A 21,546-nucleotide genomic window follows, 5' to 3' on the forward strand; every position below is an offset into this window, starting at 1 on the left:
CATACCCTTGCATTAAAATGTTTTAATGAACGCTTCGATACGGGAAAGACCTTCTTTTATTTCTTCAATCGTACACGCATAGGACAAGCGGAACCAGCCTTCACCTGCTGATGAGAAAGCACTGCCCGGCACAACAGCCACTTTGTATTCTTTCGCTAAGGTTAGGCAGAAGTCGAAGGAAGAGCCGTTATAGGCATCGGGAACTTTGACGAAAAAGTAAAAAGCGCCGTCTGGATTTACGGTGTGAAGCCCTGCTTTTTGCAGCGCAGCATAAGTGGCGTCCCGTCGTTTTTTATACTCCTCACGCATGACAAGGGCATCATCTATTCCATCGGTCAGCGCCGCAATCGCTGCTTTTTGTGAAATAGAGGTAGCGCAGGATACGTTGTACTGATGAACCTTTAGCATATGCTGGGCAATGGCTTTTGGCGCGAACAGGAGCCCAATTCGCCATCCCGTCATGGCATGTGACTTGGACAAGCCATTGATGACAATCGTTTGCTCCTGCAAGAATGATGCGATCGAAGTGTGAGCACGTTCAAAAACGATTTCGCTGTATATTTCATCAGCTAAAATAAACAAGCTGTGCTTTTTCGCAAGATCCGCTATGTCCTTCAGCTCCTGCTCTGACAGGCTTACACCGGTTGGATTGGACGGATAAGGTAGAATGATGACTTTTGTTTTGGCTGTCAGCTGCTCCTCAATAAGCGCTGCGGTCATCCGAAAGGCATTGGCCGTTGTATCGACCATGACGGGCTTCGCTTCGCATAAATGAATGATTGGCTCGTAGCCCGGGTAAACAGGGCCCGGCAGGATCACTTCATCACCCGGCTCTAAAATGGTTCTAAGCGCAATATCAATTGCCTGGCTTGCTCCGACCGTCACAATCACTTCACTTGCTTCATCGTACTGTACGGCATATTTTTTTTCATAAAAAGCCGCCGCGGCTTTCTTCAGCTCGGGAAGACCGGCATTAGGGGTATAAACCGTTTCATTTTGTTCAATAGCTTGAATACCTGCTTGTTTAATATGTGACGGTGTGTGGAAGTCAGGCTGTCCGATTGTCAGGGAGATCATGTCTTTTTGCGCCCCAACCAGGTTGAAAAATTTTCGAATGCCAGAAATTTCAATGTCTTTTACACGACTATTTAAACGATGTTCCATTTGTAAACCACCTTTATGTATTCTAATGTTATTATAATGTAAATTTTTCGGTTATATATTAAAGAATTTTAAACTTTTCCATTATCGACAATTTTTTAATTCATGATATAGTAAAATAAAAAACGTAAGGGGACTAATGGCTTATGACAAATGATTACGGTGTGTTGCTTGAAACGGGAACGAATGAGCTTGAAATCGTAGAATTTGAAGTGCAGGGAAACAAATACGGCATTAACGTCATGAAAGTGAAAGAGATTATTCAGCCGATGGAGATTACCTTTGTGCCGCATGCTCATTCACATATCGAAGGGATCATTCAGCTCCGCGGTGAAGTGCTTCCGGTCATTGACATGGCAAAAGTACTGGGAATGGCACCTTCTGAAAATCAATCCGTTGATAAGTATATCGTAACGGAATTTAATCAGCAAAAAGTGGTTTTTCACGTTCAAAATGTGACAAGAATTCACCGGATCTCCTGGAATGATATTGAAAAGCCATCTGAAATGTACCAGGGCGGAAACAATCAAATTATTGGTGTCATTAAAATGGGCGAAAATATGATTCTTTTGATTGATTTTGAAAAAATTGTCGTGGATATAAACCCGCATTCCGGCATTCACATTGATCAAATTAAAAGCCTTGGCGAACGGGAACGCTCAGAGAAAAAGATCATCGTAGCAGAAGATTCACCGCTCCTTCGCAAACTGATTCATGATACGCTTCAGGAAGCGGGATATGACCGTGTCGAGTTTTTCGAAAACGGTCAGCTGGCCTATGACTATTTAGAAGCAGAGCTTGAGCGGGAAAACCCGTTTGAGAATGTCCAGCTGCTCGTGACAGATATCGAAATGCCAAAGATGGATGGCCATCATTTAACAAAGCGGATTAAAGAACATCCGGTGCTGAAACAGCTTCCCGTCATTATCTTTTCATCACTCATTACAGACGAGCTCCGTCATAAAGGAACAGGCGTCGGCGCAGATGCGCAAGTAAGCAAGCCTGAAATTGCCCGGCTCGTCCAGCATATCGACAAGCTTGCTTTGTAAAAAAAGAAAGGACGCTGGCTTGACGGCAGCGTCCTTTCTTTTTGAACTAATAGGATTGTCCGAGCGGTTTGAAAACAGGCTTTGTGTACTTTTTAGGTCCTGGAGGCTTTTTTTGTTTGGGCCGTTCCTCTTTCATGCCGGTATACGCTTCAAGAATCCCTTTTGCTTTGGATAAGCTCATGGAGCAGCGGGGGTTTCGAATGTGATCGTTTAACTGTCCCAGATGCGGCAGCTTCGCAAAGTCTTCTTTGCATGGGGGCATATGAAATGTGTATTCTCCGCATAAGACGAGAACATCAGACTGCTGTCGGCTGTTTTTTGGGTTTCGGGAAAAGTGGAGGCCTTTTTTGACGGCTTTGCCTTCTTTGATCATTTTCAAGAGAGCATTCTTTTTTAACGAGTATAGATATTTTGGATTCACCGCCGTTTTTGCGTGACGGTTCACGGTAAAAATCGCTTTGGCGAGGGTATCGTCTGGTGAAGGTCTGGTGAAGGGTTCTGATTGTGTGCTCAAAGTAGTGACTCCTTTCATCTTCATTTTTTCTTATTATATACTGTTTATACCCAATTTGGAAGCATCCATGCGGGTTTGCGTGGTATATTGAAAGGGGAAAATGAATAAAAAATGAAAGCGGGAACTACAATGAATCAAAGCAAAACAGCGATTATTGACATCGGATCCAATACGGTTCGGCTCGTTTTATATAAAGAACACGGCTCGGCCATTGAAGAATTTCGAAATGTAAAAGCGCCGCTCAGACTGCGCCGCTTTTTGGACGAAAGCAGTGAAATGAGTGAGGAAGGGGTAAGTCTCCTTCTCGAAGCCTTGAAAAACTTCCGCGAGGTGCTCGATTTCTACGAAGTGACAGAAGTGGAATGTACCGCGACTGCAGCTGTACGACAGGCAGCGAACCGGGAAGCCATTATTGAACGGGTGAAGAAGGAAACCGGGTTTCAAGTTCGGCTGCTGTCAGGCGAGGAAGAAGCCTATTACGGCCTTTCGGCGGTGTTGAAGACGATGCCGGCAGACAGTGGCCTGACGATTGATATCGGCGGCGGGAGTACAGAGATTACCTTATTTGAAAACAGAGTATTAAAACATTCCTTCAGCTTTCCATTTGGCGTTGTTTCATTGAAGGAGCAGTTTATCGCGGAAGACCGGATGAAGCCAAAAGAGCAAAAGAAAATGGCCGAATATATTCAAGCAGAGCTGCAGAAATTCGATTGGCTGGACCAGGCACCGGATGGCATCATCGCCGCGATCGGCGGAAGTGCCCGTAACCTGGCCAATGTGCAGCAGCTGAAAGAAAATTACCCACCACTTGGTGTCCACGGCTATGAGCTGACAGTGGACGCATTGGACCAGCTTCGATCAGAGCTGTCGCCGCTTTCTTATTCGGAATTTGAGAAAGTGGACGGACTTTCAAATGAGCGGGCTGATTTGATTTTGCCGGCTATTGAGGTTTTTTACCAGCTGGCTGTACATACAAAAGCAAAAGGGCTGCTCGTCAGCTCGCGGGGACTCCGGGACGGTATTGTGCTTGAACGGACCAAGTCCGGGTCATGGGACACGGCGGAGGATGTGAAACGAAACGGGGTCCAGCGGCTTTTAACTGTTTATGGGCATGATCGAGAGCATCATTACCAGATGATGAACTTGACGAAAAATATGCTGGCTGGATTCGAGGAAGAAGGTATTTTGTCGATCACTGATAAAGAGCGGTTTTTGATTGAACAAGCGGCAGCGCTCTTTTATTTAGGTGAATATATTTCGTCAAGCTCGAAAAGCCGCCATACGTTTTATTTATTAATTAATTCGCTGTTTGATGGCTTTACACACTGGGAAAAAGCGTATATCTCGCTAACAGCATCTTTTACAAATAATTCAACGCTAAAACAATATTTGGAAGAATTTGACGGCTGGTTTAAAAAAGAAGATGTGCAAAAGATGCGTGAGTACGGAGCACTGTTAAAGCTTTGCTTTAGCTTAAACAGCTCCAAGCGAAGTATTGTAAAGGATTTGAAAATCAATCAAAAAAATGACCGGACGCTTATTACTGTTTTTTGTGAAGGCAGCGAGCTGGCGGAACGGTACCAGAGTGACAAACAAAAGCGTCATTTGGAAAAAGCACTTCAAACGACCATAGGCTTTACGTTTAAACAAATAGAATAAATTGAATTGGGGGATTCCGATGAGTGGACAAGCGGCAGTTGATTTGGCAAATCCAATGTACTACAACAACCGGGAATTAAGCTGGCTTAATTTTAATAAACGTGTACTGGAAGAGTCGTCGGATTTGAATAATCCTCTTTTAGAGCGAATGAAGTTTCTGGCTATTTTCAGCTCGAATATGGATGAGTTTTTTATGGTGCGGGTTGCCGGCTTAAAGGACCAGGTGAAAGCCGGGTTTAACAAGCCGGAAAACAAGGCGGGACTAACGCCCAAGCAGCAGCTGAACCGAATCAGCATAAAAGCGCATGAACTGGTAAGCGTGCAGAACCGGGTGCTCATTGAAGAAATTCTTCCTTCGCTCGAGCAGGAAGGCTTTTATTTGAAAAAGCCGGAGGACATGACAAAGGATCAATTATTGTTCCTGAAGGACTATTTCGACAATGAAGTATTCCCTGTTTTAACGCCGATGGCCATCGATGCCTATCGTCCATTTCCAATGCTGTTAAACAAATCGCTGAACTTAGTGGTCATGCTTGAAAACGATGAACCGGATGCAGAAATGGATCGGGTCGCCATTGTTCAGGTGCCCGGTGTGCTGGACCGGGCAATTGAAGTTCCCTCTGAAAAAAACAACACGTTTGTCCTGCTTGAGGATGTGCTGGAATATTTTATCGACCGGGTGTTCCAAGGCTATACAGTCAAAAACGTTAATACATTCCGCATTACACGGAACGCGGATATGGAAATTCATGAGGAAGGCGCCCGTGACTTGCTGCTTGAGATTGAAAAGGAATTAAAAAAGCGCAAATGGGGAGCGGCTGTCCGTCTTGAAATTAAGTCACAGGATATGGACCAGCACGTGCTCGATTATTTGCTGGAAGAGCTGGAAATTCACTATAAAGATGTGTACGAAATTGATGGTCCGATTGATTTAACCTTTTTGTTTCCATTCACGAAAAAATTAAGCACGCTCCGTGAAGGCTTAACCTATGAAACGTTTATTCCTCAGCTGCCGGAGGATCTTGCTTCACGTGAAGATATTTTTGAAAAAACGCTGCAGCAGGATGTTCTTTTTTACCATCCGTATGAATCCTTCATGCCGGTCGTTGATTTTATCTCACAGGCGGCAGATGATCCTTCTGTTTTGGCCATTAAAATGACACTGTACCGGGTAAGCGGCGATTCGCCGATCATTGAATCGCTGACAAGGGCCGCTGAGAAAGGCAAGCAGGTCACGGTTCTAGTGGAACTGAAAGCGCGTTTTGATGAAGAAAACAACGTCCAGTGGGCAAAGGAGCTTGAAAAAGCGGGCTGCCACGTAATTTACGGCATGCATAATTTAAAAACACACAGTAAGATTACGCTCGTTGTCCGTAAAAGAGCCGGCCAGATTGAACGTTTTGTTCATCTCGGCACGGGCAACTATAATGATGCGACAGCCAAGCTTTACACGGACCACGGCTTGATCACATCCAAAAAAGAATTTGGTGTGGATGCTACGAATTTCTTTAATTATTTAAGCGGCTATATGAACAAGCCGAAGTATAACCATCTTGTTGTGGCACCTTTTGACATACAAGATGCCTTTATTAAACTAATTGATGAAGAAATCGACATTCATAAAAAGCACGGAAATGGCCGGATTATCGCCAAAATGAACTCGTTGACGGACAAGCGGTTGATTATGAAACTGTATGAGGCATCGAATGCAGGCGTTCAAATTGACTGCATTATCCGGGGGATTTGCTGCATGAGGCCGGGTATTCCGGGTGTAAGTGAAAACATTCGCGTCATCAGCATTGTCGGACGCTTCCTGGAACATAGCCGTATTTATTATTTCCATCATAATGGCGAGCGGAAAATCTATTTGTCCTCTGCCGACATGATGACTCGAAATATGATTAAGCGGGTAGAGATTTTATTCCCGATTGTTGATGATTCTTTAAAAGACCGTCTTATTGACTTTCTCCATTTACAAATGTCGGATAACGCAAAAGCGCGCTATCAGGATAACGAGGGGAACTATCATTATGTTGCACATGAGCAGGAGGACCTGTACATCGACAGCCAGCTCGAGTCATTAAACGCGGCATACCGCATACGTGAAGATGAAGAGTAACTAAAAGAAAACCCGCAAAAATCTTTGCGGGTTTTCTTTCGCTTTAATGTCTTTTATCGTGTTACAATAATGAGTGAATAATCATTCATTTATTAAGGAGGGAAAAGGATGAAAGGAAAAACAGTGATTGTTACAGGCGGATCAAGCGGCATGGGGAAATATATGACGAAGCGATTTTTCGATGAAGGAGCAAACGTGCTGATTTGTGGCAGAAACGAAGAAAAGCTGGCTGCAGCAAAAATAGAAATCGCACAGGACTCCGAGCGGTTTCTTACGCACGTGATGGATGTCCGGAAGCCAGAAGAAGCGGTCGGGCTCATTAATAAAGCGGCTGAGGTTTTTGGCGGAATAGACGTATTGATCAACAATGCAGCTGGGAATTTTATTTGTCCGGCTGAAAAGCTGACCCCCAATGGATGGAATGCTGTTATCGATATTGTACTGAATGGCACGTTTTACTGCTCCCAGGCAGCCGGCCATTACTGGATTGAGCATGAGAAAAAGGGCTCTATCATTAACATGGTGGCAACGTATGCCTGGAATGCGGGTGCCGGGGTAGCACATTCGGCTGCAGCAAAAGCAGGTGTGCTTTCCCTGACTCGTACACTAGCGGTAGAGTGGGGGCATCAATATGGAATTCGTGTGAACGCGATCGCACCAGGTCCAATTGAACGGACCGGGGGAGCGGACAAGCTGTGGGAATCAGATGAAGCAGCTCAAAGGACCATCAACAGCGTGCCGCTGCACCGGCTCGGTACACCAGAAGAAATTGCAGGCCTTGCTTTTTATTTGTCCTCAGATGAAGCGGCGTACATTAACGGAGAATGCATTACGATGGACGGAGGCCAGTGGCTGAACCGCTTTCCATTTTAATAGACTGTCAAAAAAAACAGTGGATTCCCGCTGTTTTTTTTGTTATCGCTTTCTTTTTCGTTGACACCCTGTATATACAAGTGATAAAGTGACATTAAGATGTATATACAAGTTTGGAGGGATCTTAAATGGGAGCGTATTCAAAGCAGGCTTCACAAATTGTTGAAGCGGTTGGAGGAAAAGAGAATATTGAAGCGGCTACACATTGTGTCACACGGCTCCGGTTTGCATTAAAGGATGAAAGCAAAGTAGATGAGAAAAAGCTGGAAGAAATTGATGTTGTCAAAGGGTCGTTTTCGGCCAACGGACAATATCAGGTTGTCATCGGACAGGGAACGGTTAACAAGGTGTATCAAGATCTTGTCGACGAAACTGGAATTGGAGAAGCGTCAAAAGATGATGTGAAAAAAGCGTCTGAATCCAATTTAAATCCACTGCAGCGTGCCATAAAAACGCTGGCTGATATTTTTATACCCATTTTGCCAGCCATTGTAACCGCGGGTTTGCTTTTAGGGCTCAATAATATTTTAACCGGACAAGGCATTTTCTTTGAGGAATCGTTAGTTGAACGGTATCCGCAATGGGCGGATATTGCGAGCATTATTAACTTGATCGCGAATACAGCCTTTACCTTCTTGCCGGCACTGATTGGCTGGTCAGCTGTAAAGCGCTTTGGAGGAAGCCCGCTGCTCGGCATCGTGCTCGGTTTGATTCTCGTTCACCCAGACTTATTAAATGCATGGTCGTATGGAGCTGCGGAGGAAGCAGGAGAAATTCCAACCTGGAATATTCTTGGCATCACCGTTGAAAAAATCGGCTATCAGGGACAGGTGCTGCCGGTCTTGTTTGCTTCTTACTTACTGGCCAAGATTGAAGTGTTTTTGACAAAGCGTGTTCCGGAAGGCATTCAGCTTTTGGTTGTTGCGCCTGTTGCTTTGCTGATCACAGGATTCGCTGCTTTTATTTTGATCGGCCCGGTTATGTTTATCGTCGGCAATGCCATCACAGACAGCGTTATTTACATTTTTGATACGGTGCCGGTTCTCGGCGGGCTCCTTTATGGCGGGCTGTACAGCCTGCTCGTTATTACAGGGATGCACCACACGTTCCTGGCTGTTGATTTACAGCTGGTCGGTTCACAGCTTGGCGGAACCTTTTTATGGCCGATGCTGGCACTTTCCAATATTGCACAGGGTGCGGCTGCGTTGACGATTGGCTTTTTGTCTAAGGAAGAGCGGCTGAAGGGCTTGTCCTACACATCTGCGCTTTCCGCCTTTCTCGGGGTGACGGAGCCGGCTATGTTCGGGGTTAACCTTCGCTTCCGGTACGCCTTTGCGGCTGCCATGATCAGTTCGGCCATTGCCGGTATGTTTATCTCCGTGAACGGTGTACTGGCAAGCACAATTGGAGTTGGCGGAATTCCTGGCTTCCTGGTCATTAGCGAGGGGATGACGTCATTCCTGATTGGCATGGTCATCGTTCTTGTACTGCCCGTTATACTGACATTTGTCTTTTCAAAATTTGCAAAACAAAAATAAAGGGCGCACTTTGCCCTTTTTTTCTTTTAGGAGGCGTAAACAATGAACGAACCATGGTGGAAAAAAAGTGTCGTCTATCAAATTTACCCAAAAAGCTTTAGTGATACGACGGGCAATGGAATGGGGGACATCCCCGGCATCATTGAGAAGCTTGATTACTTGAACGAGCTGGGAGTGGACGTGCTGTGGCTGACGCCTATTTACGCATCGCCTCAGCACGATAACGGCTACGACATAAGCGATTATTATGCGGTAAACCCTGATTACGGAACGATGGAGGATGTGGAGAGGCTTCTATCTGAAGTTCATGCACGTGGCATGAAGCTCGTGATGGATCTCGTTGTTAACCATACGTCAACTGACCACGAATGGTTTCAGCAGGCGAAAAACCCGGATTCCCCTTACCGGAATTATTACATTTGGAAAGATGGTGTCGACGGAGGGCCACCGAACAACTGGAAGTCAAAGTTTGGCGGCTCCGCCTGGGCGTATGACGAAGAAAGCGGTCAATATTATTTGCATTTGTTTGACCGGACGCAGGCAGACTTGAACTGGGAAAACGAGGAGATGCGGAAAGAGCTGTATAACATGATGCATTTCTGGCTGCAAAAAGGCATTGATGGATTTCGACTGGACGTTATCAATTTAATTTCAAAAGACCAGACGTTTCCAGATGATTTTAAAGGAGACGGACGCCGTTTTTACACGGACGGCCCCCGTGTGCACGAGTTTTTAAAGGAAATGAACGATGAAGTGTTTTCCAACTATGAATTATTAACGGTTGGCGAGATGTCTTCGACGAGCATCGAGCACTGCATCCGTTATTCGCATCCCGACTCTCATGAGCTGGCCATGACATTTAATTTTCATCATTTAAAAGCAGATTATCCTAACGGTGAAAAATGGACAGCGGCGCCATTTGATTTTTTATGGCTGAAGGACGTGATGGCCAGATGGCAGCAGGAAATGGATCAAGGCGGAGGCTGGAATGCGCTGTTCTGGTGCAACCACGATCAGCCTCGAATCGTCAGCCGGTACGGTCAGGACGTGGAGTACCGGGTAAAGTCAGCGAAAATGCTCGCCAACGTCATCCACTTTATGAAAGGAACGCCGTATATTTATCAAGGAGAAGAGTTTGGCATGACAAACCCGGATTTTAACCAGATTGATCAGTATCGTGATGTGGAATCACTCAATATGTACAGCGAATTTAAGGAGCGCGGTGTACCGGAGGCCGACATTCTGGCGATCTTAAAGCAGAAGTCACGGGATAACAGCCGGACGCCTGTTCAGTGGAATGCAGAGGAAAACGCCGGATTCACCACTGGAACACCTTGGATTCAACCGGCAGCGAATTACCGTGAAATCAATGCAGAAGCCGCTCGAAAAGAAAAAGAGTCGATTTTTAAGCATTATCAAAAGCTGATTCAGTTAAGAAAAAAGGAAATGGTTATGCGCGAAGGAAGCTTCCGCCTGCTGTTGGAGCAAGATCCTTCCTTGTTCATGTATGTCCGGGAGCTCGGGGAGGAAAAATGGCTCGCGATCCATAACTTTTTCGAGTCTCCTGCGGTTCTCAGCGTGCCAGCCGAATTCAAAGGAATGAATGCAGAGATTGTCCTGTCAAATGATGACAACACGCCGGAGCAGCTTGCTGACCGAATGATGGCGCCTTATGAAAGTGTTGTTTACCGCTTGTTCAATTAATGCATTCTTGCACATTTTAGGAACAGGCATGGCCTAACTTGTGGTATAGTGGAAAGAATGACATTTGCAGGTGAACTAGGATGAAAAAAAACAAGTATAAATACATTTACGAAGAATTGGCTGCTCAAATAAAGGATGGTTCGTTCCAGCCGGGTGAATTAATCCCTTCTGAGCACGATCTTTCAGCTCATTATGAAACGTCGCGTGAAACCATTCGAAAGGCATTGACGCTTCTTTCGCAAAACGGCTACATTCAAAAGCTGCGCGGCAAAGGATCCGTTGTACTGGATACGAACCGGGCAAGCTTTCCGATTTCAGGGCTCGTCAGCTTTAAAGAGTTAGCTGATCAAATGAGCAGCGACATTTGGACGCACGTTGTAGGGTTTGGCTTAATTCAACCGGAGCCATATTTGCAGCACCAGCTGCAGTGCAGTGCAAAGGAAGAGATTTGGAAAGTGATCCGGACGCGTACATTTGACGGTGAACGAGTCATATTAGACAAAGATTATTTATTGAAAAAACACATTCCGAATTTAACGGAAGCGATCTGTGAGCAGTCTATATATGCGTACATTGAGCAGGAGCTTGGGTTAATCATCAGCTTTGCCAAAAAAGAAATTACGGTTGAACCTTGTACAGAAGAAGATAAGAGCTTGCTGGATTTAAACGGATTTTCACATGTTGTTGTCGTTCGGAATTATGTGTATTTAGAGGATGCCAGTCTTTTTCAATATACAGAATCCCGGCATCGTCCTGATAAATTCCGTTTCGTCGATTTTGCCCGCCGTCACATGAAGTAGCCTGCCGCAACCCTGTGGCGGGCTTCTTCTAATTAAAAGCATTATGAGTCAAAGTTATGTATAATAAAGTGAAAGATCATCCGTTGCTGCAGGGGAAATGAGTTGACGGAACAGGAGGTTTATTCATGGATGCTTTAGAAATTATGAGCAATCTCGATCGTATCGTGCCCTATTATCAGCCGATTTTTAGTGCCGATGAACATAAAATTATAGGATATGAAGTACTAGGACGTTACATACAAGAGGAGAAAGCTGAAAGTCTCGGTCATTTTTTTCATGATCAGGATACGCCCGATGATTACCGTCGCGAAGTGGAAGATGTGATCGTCAGAAAAGCTTTAGACGCTTTTACAAAAGAGAAGCGTCCGGAACTGCTGTTTATCAATCGGAAAGCCGCCGGTTTGCTTGAAGATTACGGTGAATCATTTTTGGCGATCTTAGACGAATATGCGGATAAAGGGCTGAAGCTTGAGCAGATTGTACTGGAAATATCAGAAGCAGACTACAGCAAATCGCTTGAAAATGTCCTGCGGTATTACAAAACGCTTGGCATTCGTCTGGCGGTTGATCACATAGGAGAAGTAGATGGAGACATCCGGCATTTCGCCGGCTCGTCACCGGACATTTTAAAGATAAGCCTGCGGGCTCTCCGTAAGGATGCCAGTGACCAGTCTTATAAAAATATTGTCTATTCTCTTTCGATGTTTGCCCGTAAAATCGGTGCTTCCCTGCTGTTCGAAACGGTGGAGGCGGAGTACCAGCTTCAATACGCGTGGAAAAACGGCGGCCGGTATTACCAGGGATTTTATTTAGCCCAGCCGGAGCCGGAATTTGCGGACCCGGATGGCATGAAAGAGATGCTGCGCGAAAAGTGCAGCCGGTTTATTTCATATGAAAAAAAAGCGCTCAGCAGTGTATACGCCCTTGCAGGACAGCTTGAATCCGGTCTGGGAGCGATCATCGCCAAATCGAGATCCATTCCAAAAGAAAAGCTTTTGGAAGAGATTGCTAGGCAGTTTGATGAGATGTGCTTCCGGCTGTATATTTGTGATGAAAACGGCTTTGAATTAACGCCTAACTATTTTAAAAAAGAAGGCCAATGGATTTTTCAGCCGGAGTATTTGGATAAAAACTGGAGCTGGCGCCCATACTTTTTAGAAAACATCGTCCGTATGAATAAAAATGGCGGCGGCCTTATTTCTGATTTGTACAATGACATTGAAACAGGCGAAACCATTCGAACGTTTTCGTATCCGGTGAATGAGCGGGAATATCTGTTTTTTGATATTCCGTACGAGTATTTATATGACCAGGACAACCTGCTTTATTAATGTATGAAAATAGCGCATCCTGGTCATAATGACAGCATCCTGTATGGAAAAAAGGGGATGCTGTTACATGATGATGTGGATCACGGTAGCTGCTGTTATTTTAATTGGTGGAGCTGTATGGACGGCAGCCATTATGAAACGATCAGGTGCATATGGACAAAGGGACGGTGACAATTCCGGTCCTGTTCAGCATCATCCATATGCATTAAATCCGATCATTTGGGTGTACGTGGCGGCTTTTGTCGTTTTTTTAGGAGTGATTGCCGTCGTTTGGATGAGCGGACGCTGAATTCAGCGTCTTTTTTTTATCGTCTCTGAACAGAAAAAACGGGTGAAAATGTTGGATTATACAAGGGATGTGTGGTATATTTCTTGTGCTTACTTAAAGGATAATGAATTGGAAGGGGTCGACAATATATGTCACAGTTAGTTGGAATCGTACAGCGTTTAAAGTCATTGCAGGAGGGCGGAGAGCAGGGGGAAGTACAGCAGCGCCTTTTTGAATTGAATGGCAAAACGCTTTGCCAGGTAAAATATTTTCCGAACAAAGATACATTTGAATTAGAAGTGTACGACAAGGATGGTAAAGGCAGCAAATACCCTTTTGATGATATTGATATGACAGCGATTGAAATTTTTGAACTTCTCCAGGAAGCAAAGCAAGAAGCACTGGGTTAATAAGGCGGTGTGCTTGAGCCAGATCTTTTTTTGAAAGATCGGCTCGTCTTTCTGGCATAGAGAGTGAAGGCTTTGCTATAATGGATATGTGGTAAAGCGCTTACAAAAAGAAAAGGGAGATAATCAATGATTTCCTTTGAAAACAAAGATGTTCTGCAAACGAATATAATGGATTACATTATCCCAGGAGAAAAGGTTGCTTTTGTACAACGGGGAAACAGCCTGGAGCATGCCCTTCTCGTATTGACAAAAAGCGGTTACACAGCTATACCGGTACTTGATACAAAATACCGGCTGGAAGGGCTGATCAGCATACCGATGATTACCGAAGCCTTGCTGGGTCTTGAACGGGTGGAGTTTGAGCGGCTGGAAGAATTGAAAGTGGAAGATGTCATGGCTGTTGATAAACCGAGCCTGACGGTGAAGGATCACTTTCGCAAAGCACTCGGCTTGCTGATCAACCATCCGTTTTTATGTGTAACAGACCAGGAAGGCCACTTTGAAGGAATCCTGACGAGACGGGTTATTTTAAAGCAGCTGAATTATTACGTGGATCAGCTGAATGAGTAAAGATCCGCCAAGCGGCGGGTCTTTTTTTTATGAGAAAGGGGATGAATGAGGTGTCTTTTTCGGAATTTCAGCTGTTAACGGTGCTGGCAGAAGAAATGAATATGCGAAAAGCAGCGGAACGCCTTTTTGTTTCCCAGCCGGCTCTTTCTCAGCGTTTGCAGAGCATTGAAAAAGAGTGGGCAGTCAAGATTTTTAACCGCTCCACAAAAGGGCTTTCGCTGACGCCATCAGGTGAAATGATTGTGAACTATGCAAAGGAAACGCTTGAAAAAAAAGAGCGCCTGCTGGAAGAGCTGCAATTATTGGAGCCTCAAGTGCATGGTACATTAAAAATTGCCTGTGCGGCGATTGTTGGCCAAAACTGGCTGCCAAAGGTGCTGAAGCTGTTTATTGAACGATACCCTCATGCGAAAATTCAGCTGATTACTGGCTGGAGCAGTGAAATTGTCAAGGCTTTATATGAAGGAGAGGTTCATATCGGCATTATTCGGGGCACTCCTGAATGGAAAGGACGAAAAGTTCATTTATTTGAAGATCCTTTGTATTTAGTGGATAAAGACATTCAAAACATTGAAGACGTTCTTTCAACTGAAAAGCCTTTTATTCAATTTAAAAGCGATTCAAACTATGACCAGGAAATTCAGGAATGGTGGCATAACCGCTTTCAAATGGCACCGAAACGGTCGATTGTGGTCGATCAAATCGAAACATGCCGTCAATTGGCTTTGAACGGGCTCGGCTACGCCATCTTGCCGGCTATTACACTGACTGGCGAGGATCAGGAGCTGTTTAAAATTCCGCTGCTCGACCGCGACGGCCAGCCGATGCGGCGGGATACATGGCTCCTTGGCTATGACACGTCGTTTGAGCTGCGTCAGGTCCAGGCGTTTTTGGAAACCGTTCAGCTTTTTATGGACACAGCGAAAGAAAATCGCTTGTGAAAATGACGGCGCTTTGATAAAGTAAAGGCAGAAAATAGAGATTTTCAGGAGGAATACATAGTGACAAAAATGATGGATGCACACGAAATTATTGCTTTTATTAGCAACAGCACAAAATCAACACCTGTGAAAGTATACGTAAACGGAGACGTGAAAGGCATTAACTTTGGCGCTTCCGCAAAAGTATTTGGCGATGGCTCTTCAGTTGTCGTTTTTGGTGAATGGGCAGAAGTATCAGAAGCACTTGAGCAAAATAGCGATAAAATCACAGACTACGTAGTGGAAAACGACCGCCGCAATTCAGCGATTCCGCTGCTTGACTTGAAAAACATTAAAGCGCGCATCGAGCCGGGCGTTGTGATTCGCGACCAGGTTGAAATTGGCGACAACGCAGTGATCATGATGGGTGCCTCAATTAACATCGGCGCTGTAATCGGAGAAGGCACAATGATCGATATGAACGCGGTTCTTGGCGGCCGTGCAACAACAGGGAAGAACTGCCACGTAGGTGCGGGTGCTGTTCTGGCCGGCGTAATCGAGCCGCCATCTGCTTCACCGGTAGTGCTTGAAGATAACGTTCTGATCGGCGCGAATGCAGTGGTACTTGAAGGCTGCCGGATCGGTGAAGGATCTGTTATTGCAGCGGGTGCGATTGTCACAGAAGACATTCCTCCGTTCTCAGTAGCTGTCGGTGCACCGGCACGTGTGATCAAGCAGATTGATGACAAAACAAAATCAAAAACAGAAATCATGCAGGAACTCCGCAAGCTGTAAGAGCGGGAACCGCAGGGACGCGTGGGCAGCTGCTCGCGCGTCTTTTTTCGAAAGAGGAGGAGAATCATGAGCCAATTTACAGCAATCCGACGCGATCTGCATCAAATTCCGGAGCTCGGTTTTCAGGAATTTAAAACACAGGCTTATTTACTCGGGTATTTACAATCACTTCCGCAGGAGCGGATGGAAATCAAAACATGGCGGACCGGCATTCTTGTCAAAATAAACGGTCGGAATCCGTCCAAAACGATTGGATGGCGTACCGATATCGACGGGCTGCCGATCGCAGAACAAACAGGGCTCCCGTTTGCTTCGACTCATGAAGGACGGATGCATGCGTGTGGCCACGATTTGCATATGAGCATTGCGCTTGGCGTCGTGACTCATTTCGCCTCGAATCCAGCTGACGATCACTTCCTGTTTATCTTCCAGCCGGCAGAAGAAGGGCCTGGCGGTGCGGAGCCAATGATGGCATCGCCGGAGTTCCGTGAATGGATGCCGGATGAAATCTATGCGCTGCACATTGCCCCGGAGCACCCGGCGGGAACGATTGCCACAAAGCCGGGACTCTTGTTTGCCAATACGTCAGAGCTGTTTATTGATATTCGCGGCAAAGGCGGACATGCAGCGTATCCGCATGAAACAAAGGATATGGTGGTGGCGGCTTCATACTTTATCACACAGCTTCAGTCGATTGTGTCAAGAAACGTAGACCCGCTCGACAGTGCTGTCGTCACAGTGGGCAAAATGACAGCCGGCACCGTGCAAAACGTGATCGCGGACCATGCAAGGCTTGAAGGCACGATTCGCACTCTTTCTCCAGAGGCAATGGAAAAAGCGAAGGTGCGCGTTCAGGCGCTGCTCAAAGGCATTGAAACAGCGTTTGACTGTGAAACCGAAATTGATTGCGGCAGCGGTTATTATCAGGTTTTTAACGACCCGGAAGTAACCGGGCGCTTTGTTCAATTTGCGACGCAGCAGCCGGATATTCAGTTTGTTCAGTCCAGAGAAGCGATGACCGGAGAAGATTTCGGTTTTATGCTGAAAGAAATTCCAGGTCTCATGTTTTGGCTCGGAGTCGGATCAGACTACGGTCTTCACCACGCGAAATTAACGCCGGATGAGAAAGCAATCGAAACGGCAATTTCCTTTATCAACCGTTATTTCACTCATCTGGGCAGCAGATAGCATTCAAGAAGCGTATCATTTTGCGGGGACCTTGAAACGTGGTAAACTGAAGAGGCAGCTGAACGAGTATTGGTCGTTTTAAATAATGACTTCTTGTTTAAAATTATTATAATAAGAAGTTGACATATTGATGGGGAACGCCTATAATGATCACTGTGATAAGAAAGCAGCTGAGAATTTGAAGTGGCTTTCTCAATTAAAACAAAATTTTGGAGGTTTTTTATTCATGGCAGAACGTATGGTAGGCAAACAAGCACCACGCTTTGAAATGGAAGCAGTACTTGCAAACAAAGAATTCGGTAAAGTAAGTCTTGAAGAAAACATGAAAAACGACAAATGGACTGTTCTTTTCTTCTATCCAATGGACTTCACTTTCGTATGCCCGACAGAGATTACAGCTCTTTCTGACCGCTACGAAGAATTCGAAGATCTTGATGCGGAAGTAATCGGTGTATCAACAGATACAATCCATACTCACCTTGCTTGGATTAAAACAGACCGTAAAGATAACGGCCTTGGCGATTTGAACTACCCAATTGCTGCAGATACGAACCACATCGTATCACGCGACTACGGTGTTCTAATTGAAGAAGAAGGAGTAGCGCTTCGCGGCTTGTTCATTATCAACCCTGAAGGCGAGCTTCAATACCAGGTTGTCAACCATAACAACATCGGCCGTGATGTGGATGAAACACTACGTGTGCTTCAAGCCCTTCAAACAGGCGGACTTTGCCCGGCAAACTGGAAACCAGGCCAAACAACTCTTTAATTTTAATACATGACTTGATCATCGGGGCCTAACATCGCGTTAGGTCCTGATGCGTCTATATATAGAAAAAGGAGCGAATTCATTCATGAAGTTACGAGATCAAATGCCTGAACTTTCTGGCGCAACCGAATGGCTGAACGGAGAATTAGCAAAAAGTGATCTAGTGGGCGAGAAACCGACACTTGTTCATTTTTGGTCGGTGAGCTGCCACCTTTGTAAAGAAGCAATGCCGAGCGTAAATAAATTCCGTGATGAGTACAAAGATAAACTAAATGTTGTAGCTGTGCATATGCCGCGTTCAGAAGATGATTTAAATCTGGATCAAATCAAGTCTGTGGCAGCTGAGCATGAAATTACACAGCCGATTTTTGTCGACAGCGAGCATAAGCTGACAGAAGCGTTTGAAAATCAATATGTTCCTGCTTATTATGTATTTGATAAAGAAGGCCAGCTTCGCCATTTCCAGGCAGGCGGCAGCGGCATGAAAATGCTTGAAAAGCGTGTAAACCGCGTGCTGGATGAAACAGCAAAAGCGGAATAAGGAACCCGGCCGGCATTCGCCGGTTTTTCTTTGAAAAAGTTTGTGAAATTTGTCACAAAATCGTCATACACCCTTTATGGATTTGTGGCGGTAGAAGGTTTACAATACGGGTAACATATAAATAGTGAGAAGCGAAAAAAGGAGGTCGACAGAATGGAACTGGATGGTGTCATGCTCAGCCGTCTGCTGACAACAATGACGTTAATGTTTCATATTATTTTCGCCACAGTCGGTGTCGGTATTCCGATTATGATCGCGATTGCCGAGTTTATTGGCATAAAACGAAATGATCCTTATTATTTACTGCTTGCCAGACGATGGGCACGCGGCTATACAATTACTGTAGCGGTTGGTGTTGTAACCGGGACGGCTATTGGACTTCAGCTTTCTTTATTGTGGCCGAGCTTTATGGAAGTGGCCGGGCAGGTAATTGCCCTGCCGCTGTTCATGGAAACATTTGCTTTTTTCTTTGAAGCGATTTTTCTCGGCATTTACTTGTACACATGGGACCGGTTCAAAGGAAAATGGACACACTGGCTTTTGACGATTCCGGTCATGATCGGATCGTCTGCGTCCGCCCTGTTTATTACAACGGTGAACGCCTTCATGAATACGCCGCAAGGATTTGAGCTGAAAAATGGCGAAATGATCAATATTGATCCAATTGCTGCTATGCTGAATCCGGCAACCCCTTCAAAGGTGTTTCACGTTGTGACGACCTCTTACATGACATCTGCTGCCATTTTAGCTGCGATAGCGGCATTTGCGATTTTAAAAGGGCGCGGCGGTGAATATGAGAAAAAAGCGCTTCGCCTGACGGTTGCGTGTACCTTTATTTTCTCGATTTTAACTGCTGTCGCTGGTGACGTTTCCGCCAAATTTTTAGCAGAGGAACAGCCAGAAAAATTAGCGGCAGCAGAATGGCATTTTGAAACAGAAACGGAGGCAGATCTTATTTTCTTCGGGACTATTAATGAAGAAACCGGTGAGGTTGAAAATGAAATCCGTGTGCCTAAGCTGTTGAGCTTTTTAGCCGGCAACTCGTTTCAAACAGAAGTAATCGGTTTAAATGAAACACCGGAGGATGAGCGTCCGCCGTTGTGGATTCACTATATGTTCGACACAATGGTCAGCATCGGCATGTTCGTCATGGCGGTCACGATGCTTTTTGTTTTAATAGACAGAGTGAAAAAGTGGAATGCATTCAACAAGCCGCTGCTGCTTGCGATATTAGCGTCAGGTCCGTTGTCGATGGTCGCGATTGAAGCGGGCTGGATACTTGCTGAGGTAGGGCGTCAGCCATGGATTTTACGCGGTTATATGAAGGTGGCAGAAGCCGCCACGACCAGCAACAGTGTGGGACTTACGTTTGCCATGTTTGCGGTGCTTTACCTCGTACTCGGAGTCATGGCTGTCATTGTGCTGATTAGAATGTTTAAAAATTCACCAGCAGAAGCAGAGCTTGAAAAACGGTTTCCAAACCGGGGATAAGGGGGAGAGTGAATCATGAGCTATGAATTGATTGGCATAACCGTTCTATGGACGTTCTTGTACGGGTATTTGATTGTTGCGTCCATTGATTTTGGTGCTGGATTCTTTGCTTTTTATGCACGAATCAAAAAAAAGGACCATCTCATCAATGATCTCATTTCCCGCTATCTGTCACCGGTATGGGAAGTGACGAATGTCTTTTTCGTTTTCTTTTTCGTTGGAATTGTTGGGTTCTTTCCAGCGACTGCGTACTACTATGGTACAGCGCTGCTGGTTCCTGGCAGCGTAGCCATCATTTTAATTGCGATTCGAGGCTCATTTTATGCCTTTAACAATTATGGTTCTCGTGAAAATACCTTTTACTTGTTTTTATACGGAGCCACGGGTCTTCTCATTCCTGCGTCATTGTCAACGGCACTGACGATTTCTGAGGGGGGCTTCCTCGATGAAGTAGACGGGAATGTCGTTTTCCTGGCGAAGGAGCTTTTCACGAGTCCTTATTCCTGGAGCGTTGTATTTTTATCAATCGTCTCCGTTTTGTTTATTAGTGCAACATTTTTAACGTATTACGCTGACCGTGCCGATGACCAGCAAGCGCGAAAAACGCTTCGTCAATTTGCTCTTTTTTGGAGCATGCCGACGATTGTCGCCAGCCTGCTCGTCTTTATGTCACTTCAGATGCACAATCCGCAGCATTATGATAAAGCGGTCACGGACTACTGGTGGATGTTTGGTTTATCTCTTGTCTGCTTCGGATTTGCTTCCTGGTTTATTTATATCGAGAAGCGGTACGGAACTGCTTTTATTATGGTCATGCTTCAATTTTTCTTTGCCTTTTTCGGTTATGGGGCCTCGCATTTGCCGTACATTCTGTATCCGTATATTACCTTGCACGAGAATGTGACAAATGAAACGATGGCTTTTGCGCTGGTGGTTGTCTTTATTCTTGGGCTGCTGCTGCTCATCCCGTCACTGTTCCTGCTGATGCGATTGTTTTTGTTTGATGCAGATTATGTTAAAGGAAAAAAGAAATAACAGCATAACGGTCCTTTTCGTGATAAACTGTCAGAGCAGAACCATCTATTACAAGCTGGCAGCGGAGGAATGAACATGAAAAAGGAATTTGTCGTGATTGGGCTGGGACGATTCGGCAGCAGTATTTGCCGCGAACTGAGTGAGCAGGGCATGGAGGTCATGGCGATCGATATGGACGAAGATCGTGTAAATGAGTTTGCTTCGATTGCCTCGCACGCTGTTGTGGCGGATACCACCGACGAATCTGTGCTGAAAAGCCTCGGTATCCGTAACTTCGACCACGTCATTGTTGCGATCGGAGACGATATTCAATCAAGCATTTTAACGACACTCATGTTAAAAGAAGTAGGCGTGAAAAAAGTAACGGCAAAAGCACAAAATGACTATCATGAAAAAGTGCTGTTGAAAATCGGAGCAGACCAGGTTGTCCATCCTGAAAGGGATATGGGACGGCGGATTGCGAACAATATCGTTTCGAATAACGTACTGGATTATTTGGAATTATCCGATGAGCATTCGATCATGGAAATTATCGCAAATGATACGCTTGCCGGTAATACGCTCATTGACCTGGACATCCGGGCCCGGTACGGCATTAATATCGTCGCCATTAAGCGCGGGAAAGAAATCATCGTGTCACCGCAGGCGGATGAGCCCATTTTATTAAATGACATATTAATTATTATCGGTGCGGATCAGGATATTGACCGCTTTGAAAAGAAAATGAACGATTAAAAACCCGCCTCCACCCGAGGTGGGTTTTTTCGTCTGGCTGTCTGTTTGAGTGCAGCGACGGCGCAATAAACTTATT

21 protein-coding genes are annotated in these 21,546 nt (G+C 45.3%); 19 read left to right on the forward strand and 2 right to left on the reverse strand.

Features of this window, described 5'->3' with window-relative positions:
* Window positions 1-12: 12 nt before the first annotated feature.
* Window positions 13-1,164 (reverse strand): aminotransferase A, encoded by a 1,152-nt coding sequence (locus BW952_RS07315; protein ID WP_045851514.1) that lies wholly within the window; start codon window positions 1,162-1,164, stop codon window positions 13-15.
* Window positions 1,165-1,307: 143 nt separating this feature from the next.
* Between BW952_RS07315 and BW952_RS07320 the strand changes: the two genes are divergently transcribed.
* Window positions 1,308-2,210 (forward strand): chemotaxis protein, encoded by a 903-nt coding sequence (locus BW952_RS07320; protein ID WP_045851513.1) that lies wholly within the window; start codon window positions 1,308-1,310, stop codon window positions 2,208-2,210.
* Window positions 2,211-2,256: 46 nt separating this feature from the next.
* Here the strand turns inward: BW952_RS07320 and BW952_RS07325 are convergent, their stop codons facing one another.
* The gene (locus BW952_RS07325) at window positions 2,257-2,742 is read right to left on the reverse strand and encodes a YkyB family protein (RefSeq protein ID WP_045851512.1); all 486 of its coding nucleotides are present in this window, start codon (window positions 2,740-2,742) and stop codon (window positions 2,257-2,259) included.
* 111 nt (window positions 2,743-2,853) lie between these two features.
* Between BW952_RS07325 and BW952_RS07330 the strand changes: the two genes are divergently transcribed.
* The 18 genes from BW952_RS07330 to BW952_RS07415 all read left to right on the forward strand — a co-directional run bounded on the left by BW952_RS07330 (window position 2,854) and on the right by BW952_RS07415 (window position 21,470).
* Window positions 2,854-4,383 carry a Ppx/GppA phosphatase family protein gene (locus BW952_RS07330; protein ID WP_045851511.1) on the forward strand — a complete coding sequence of 510 codons (1,530 nt, stop codon included), beginning with the start codon at window positions 2,854-2,856 and terminating at the stop codon, window positions 4,381-4,383.
* 19 nt (window positions 4,384-4,402) lie between these two features.
* On the forward strand, window positions 4,403-6,502 hold the full coding sequence (locus tag BW952_RS07335) for an RNA degradosome polyphosphate kinase (protein WP_045851510.1): 2,100 nt from the start codon (window positions 4,403-4,405) through the stop codon (window positions 6,500-6,502).
* 108 nt (window positions 6,503-6,610) lie between these two features.
* Complete coding sequence (gene fadH, locus BW952_RS07340) at window positions 6,611-7,375, forward strand: 2,4-dienoyl-CoA reductase (RefSeq protein ID WP_045851509.1); 765 nt, start codon at window positions 6,611-6,613, stop codon at window positions 7,373-7,375.
* 128 nt (window positions 7,376-7,503) lie between these two features.
* On the forward strand, window positions 7,504-8,913 hold the full coding sequence (treP, locus tag BW952_RS07345) for a PTS system trehalose-specific EIIBC component (protein WP_045851508.1): 1,410 nt from the start codon (window positions 7,504-7,506) through the stop codon (window positions 8,911-8,913).
* A 42-nt stretch (window positions 8,914-8,955) separates the two neighbouring features.
* Entirely contained in the window at window positions 8,956-10,617 is a 1,662-nt protein-coding gene (treC, locus tag BW952_RS07350; protein WP_045851507.1) for an alpha,alpha-phosphotrehalase, read from the forward strand.
* An 80-nt stretch (window positions 10,618-10,697) separates the two neighbouring features.
* On the forward strand, window positions 10,698-11,417 hold the full coding sequence (treR, locus tag BW952_RS07355) for a trehalose operon repressor (RefSeq protein ID WP_045851506.1): 720 nt from the start codon (window positions 10,698-10,700) through the stop codon (window positions 11,415-11,417).
* A gap of 125 nt (window positions 11,418-11,542) precedes the next feature.
* Window positions 11,543-12,748 carry an EAL domain-containing protein gene (locus tag BW952_RS07360; protein WP_045851505.1) on the forward strand — a complete coding sequence of 402 codons (1,206 nt, stop codon included), beginning with the start codon at window positions 11,543-11,545 and terminating at the stop codon, window positions 12,746-12,748.
* Window positions 12,749-12,815: 67 nt separating this feature from the next.
* Complete coding sequence (locus BW952_RS07365; RefSeq protein WP_045851504.1) at window positions 12,816-13,037, forward strand: hypothetical protein; 222 nt, start codon at window positions 12,816-12,818, stop codon at window positions 13,035-13,037.
* 128 nt (window positions 13,038-13,165) lie between these two features.
* Entirely contained in the window at window positions 13,166-13,426 is a 261-nt protein-coding gene (locus BW952_RS07370; protein ID WP_045851503.1) for a YkuJ family protein, read from the forward strand.
* Window positions 13,427-13,552: 126 nt separating this feature from the next.
* Entirely contained in the window at window positions 13,553-13,996 is a 444-nt protein-coding gene (gene cbpB, locus BW952_RS07375) for a cyclic-di-AMP-binding protein CbpB (protein WP_045851502.1), read from the forward strand.
* 50 nt (window positions 13,997-14,046) lie between these two features.
* On the forward strand, window positions 14,047-14,937 hold the full coding sequence (locus BW952_RS07380) for a transcriptional regulator CcpC (protein WP_045851501.1): 891 nt from the start codon (window positions 14,047-14,049) through the stop codon (window positions 14,935-14,937).
* 69 nt (window positions 14,938-15,006) lie between these two features.
* Window positions 15,007-15,711 (forward strand): 2,3,4,5-tetrahydropyridine-2,6-dicarboxylate N-acetyltransferase, encoded by a 705-nt coding sequence (gene dapD, locus BW952_RS07385; protein WP_045851552.1) that lies wholly within the window; start codon window positions 15,007-15,009, stop codon window positions 15,709-15,711.
* Between the two features lie 66 nt (window positions 15,712-15,777).
* Window positions 15,778-16,899, forward strand: coding sequence for an N-acetyldiaminopimelate deacetylase (locus BW952_RS07390; protein WP_045851500.1), 1,122 nt, complete (start codon window positions 15,778-15,780; stop codon window positions 16,897-16,899).
* A gap of 226 nt (window positions 16,900-17,125) precedes the next feature.
* A complete protein-coding gene (locus BW952_RS07395; protein ID WP_045851551.1) occupies window positions 17,126-17,668 on the forward strand; it encodes a peroxiredoxin in 543 nt (180 codons plus the stop codon).
* Between the two features lie 85 nt (window positions 17,669-17,753).
* Window positions 17,754-18,209: a TlpA family protein disulfide reductase gene (locus BW952_RS07400; protein ID WP_045851499.1), complete on the forward strand. Its 456-nt coding sequence runs from the start codon at window positions 17,754-17,756 to the stop codon at window positions 18,207-18,209.
* Window positions 18,210-18,362: 153 nt separating this feature from the next.
* On the forward strand, window positions 18,363-19,700 hold the full coding sequence (locus BW952_RS07405; RefSeq protein WP_045851498.1) for a cytochrome ubiquinol oxidase subunit I: 1,338 nt from the start codon (window positions 18,363-18,365) through the stop codon (window positions 19,698-19,700).
* 15 nt (window positions 19,701-19,715) lie between these two features.
* On the forward strand, window positions 19,716-20,735 hold the full coding sequence (locus BW952_RS07410; RefSeq protein WP_045851497.1) for a cytochrome d ubiquinol oxidase subunit II: 1,020 nt from the start codon (window positions 19,716-19,718) through the stop codon (window positions 20,733-20,735).
* A gap of 75 nt (window positions 20,736-20,810) precedes the next feature.
* Entirely contained in the window at window positions 20,811-21,470 is a 660-nt protein-coding gene (locus BW952_RS07415; protein WP_045851496.1) for a potassium channel family protein, read from the forward strand.
* Window positions 21,471-21,546 lie beyond the last annotated feature (76 nt).

The organism is Domibacillus enclensis, from assembly GCF_900156125.1.
Classification (GTDB): domain Bacteria; phylum Bacillota; class Bacilli; order Bacillales; family Domibacillaceae; genus Domibacillus; species Domibacillus enclensis.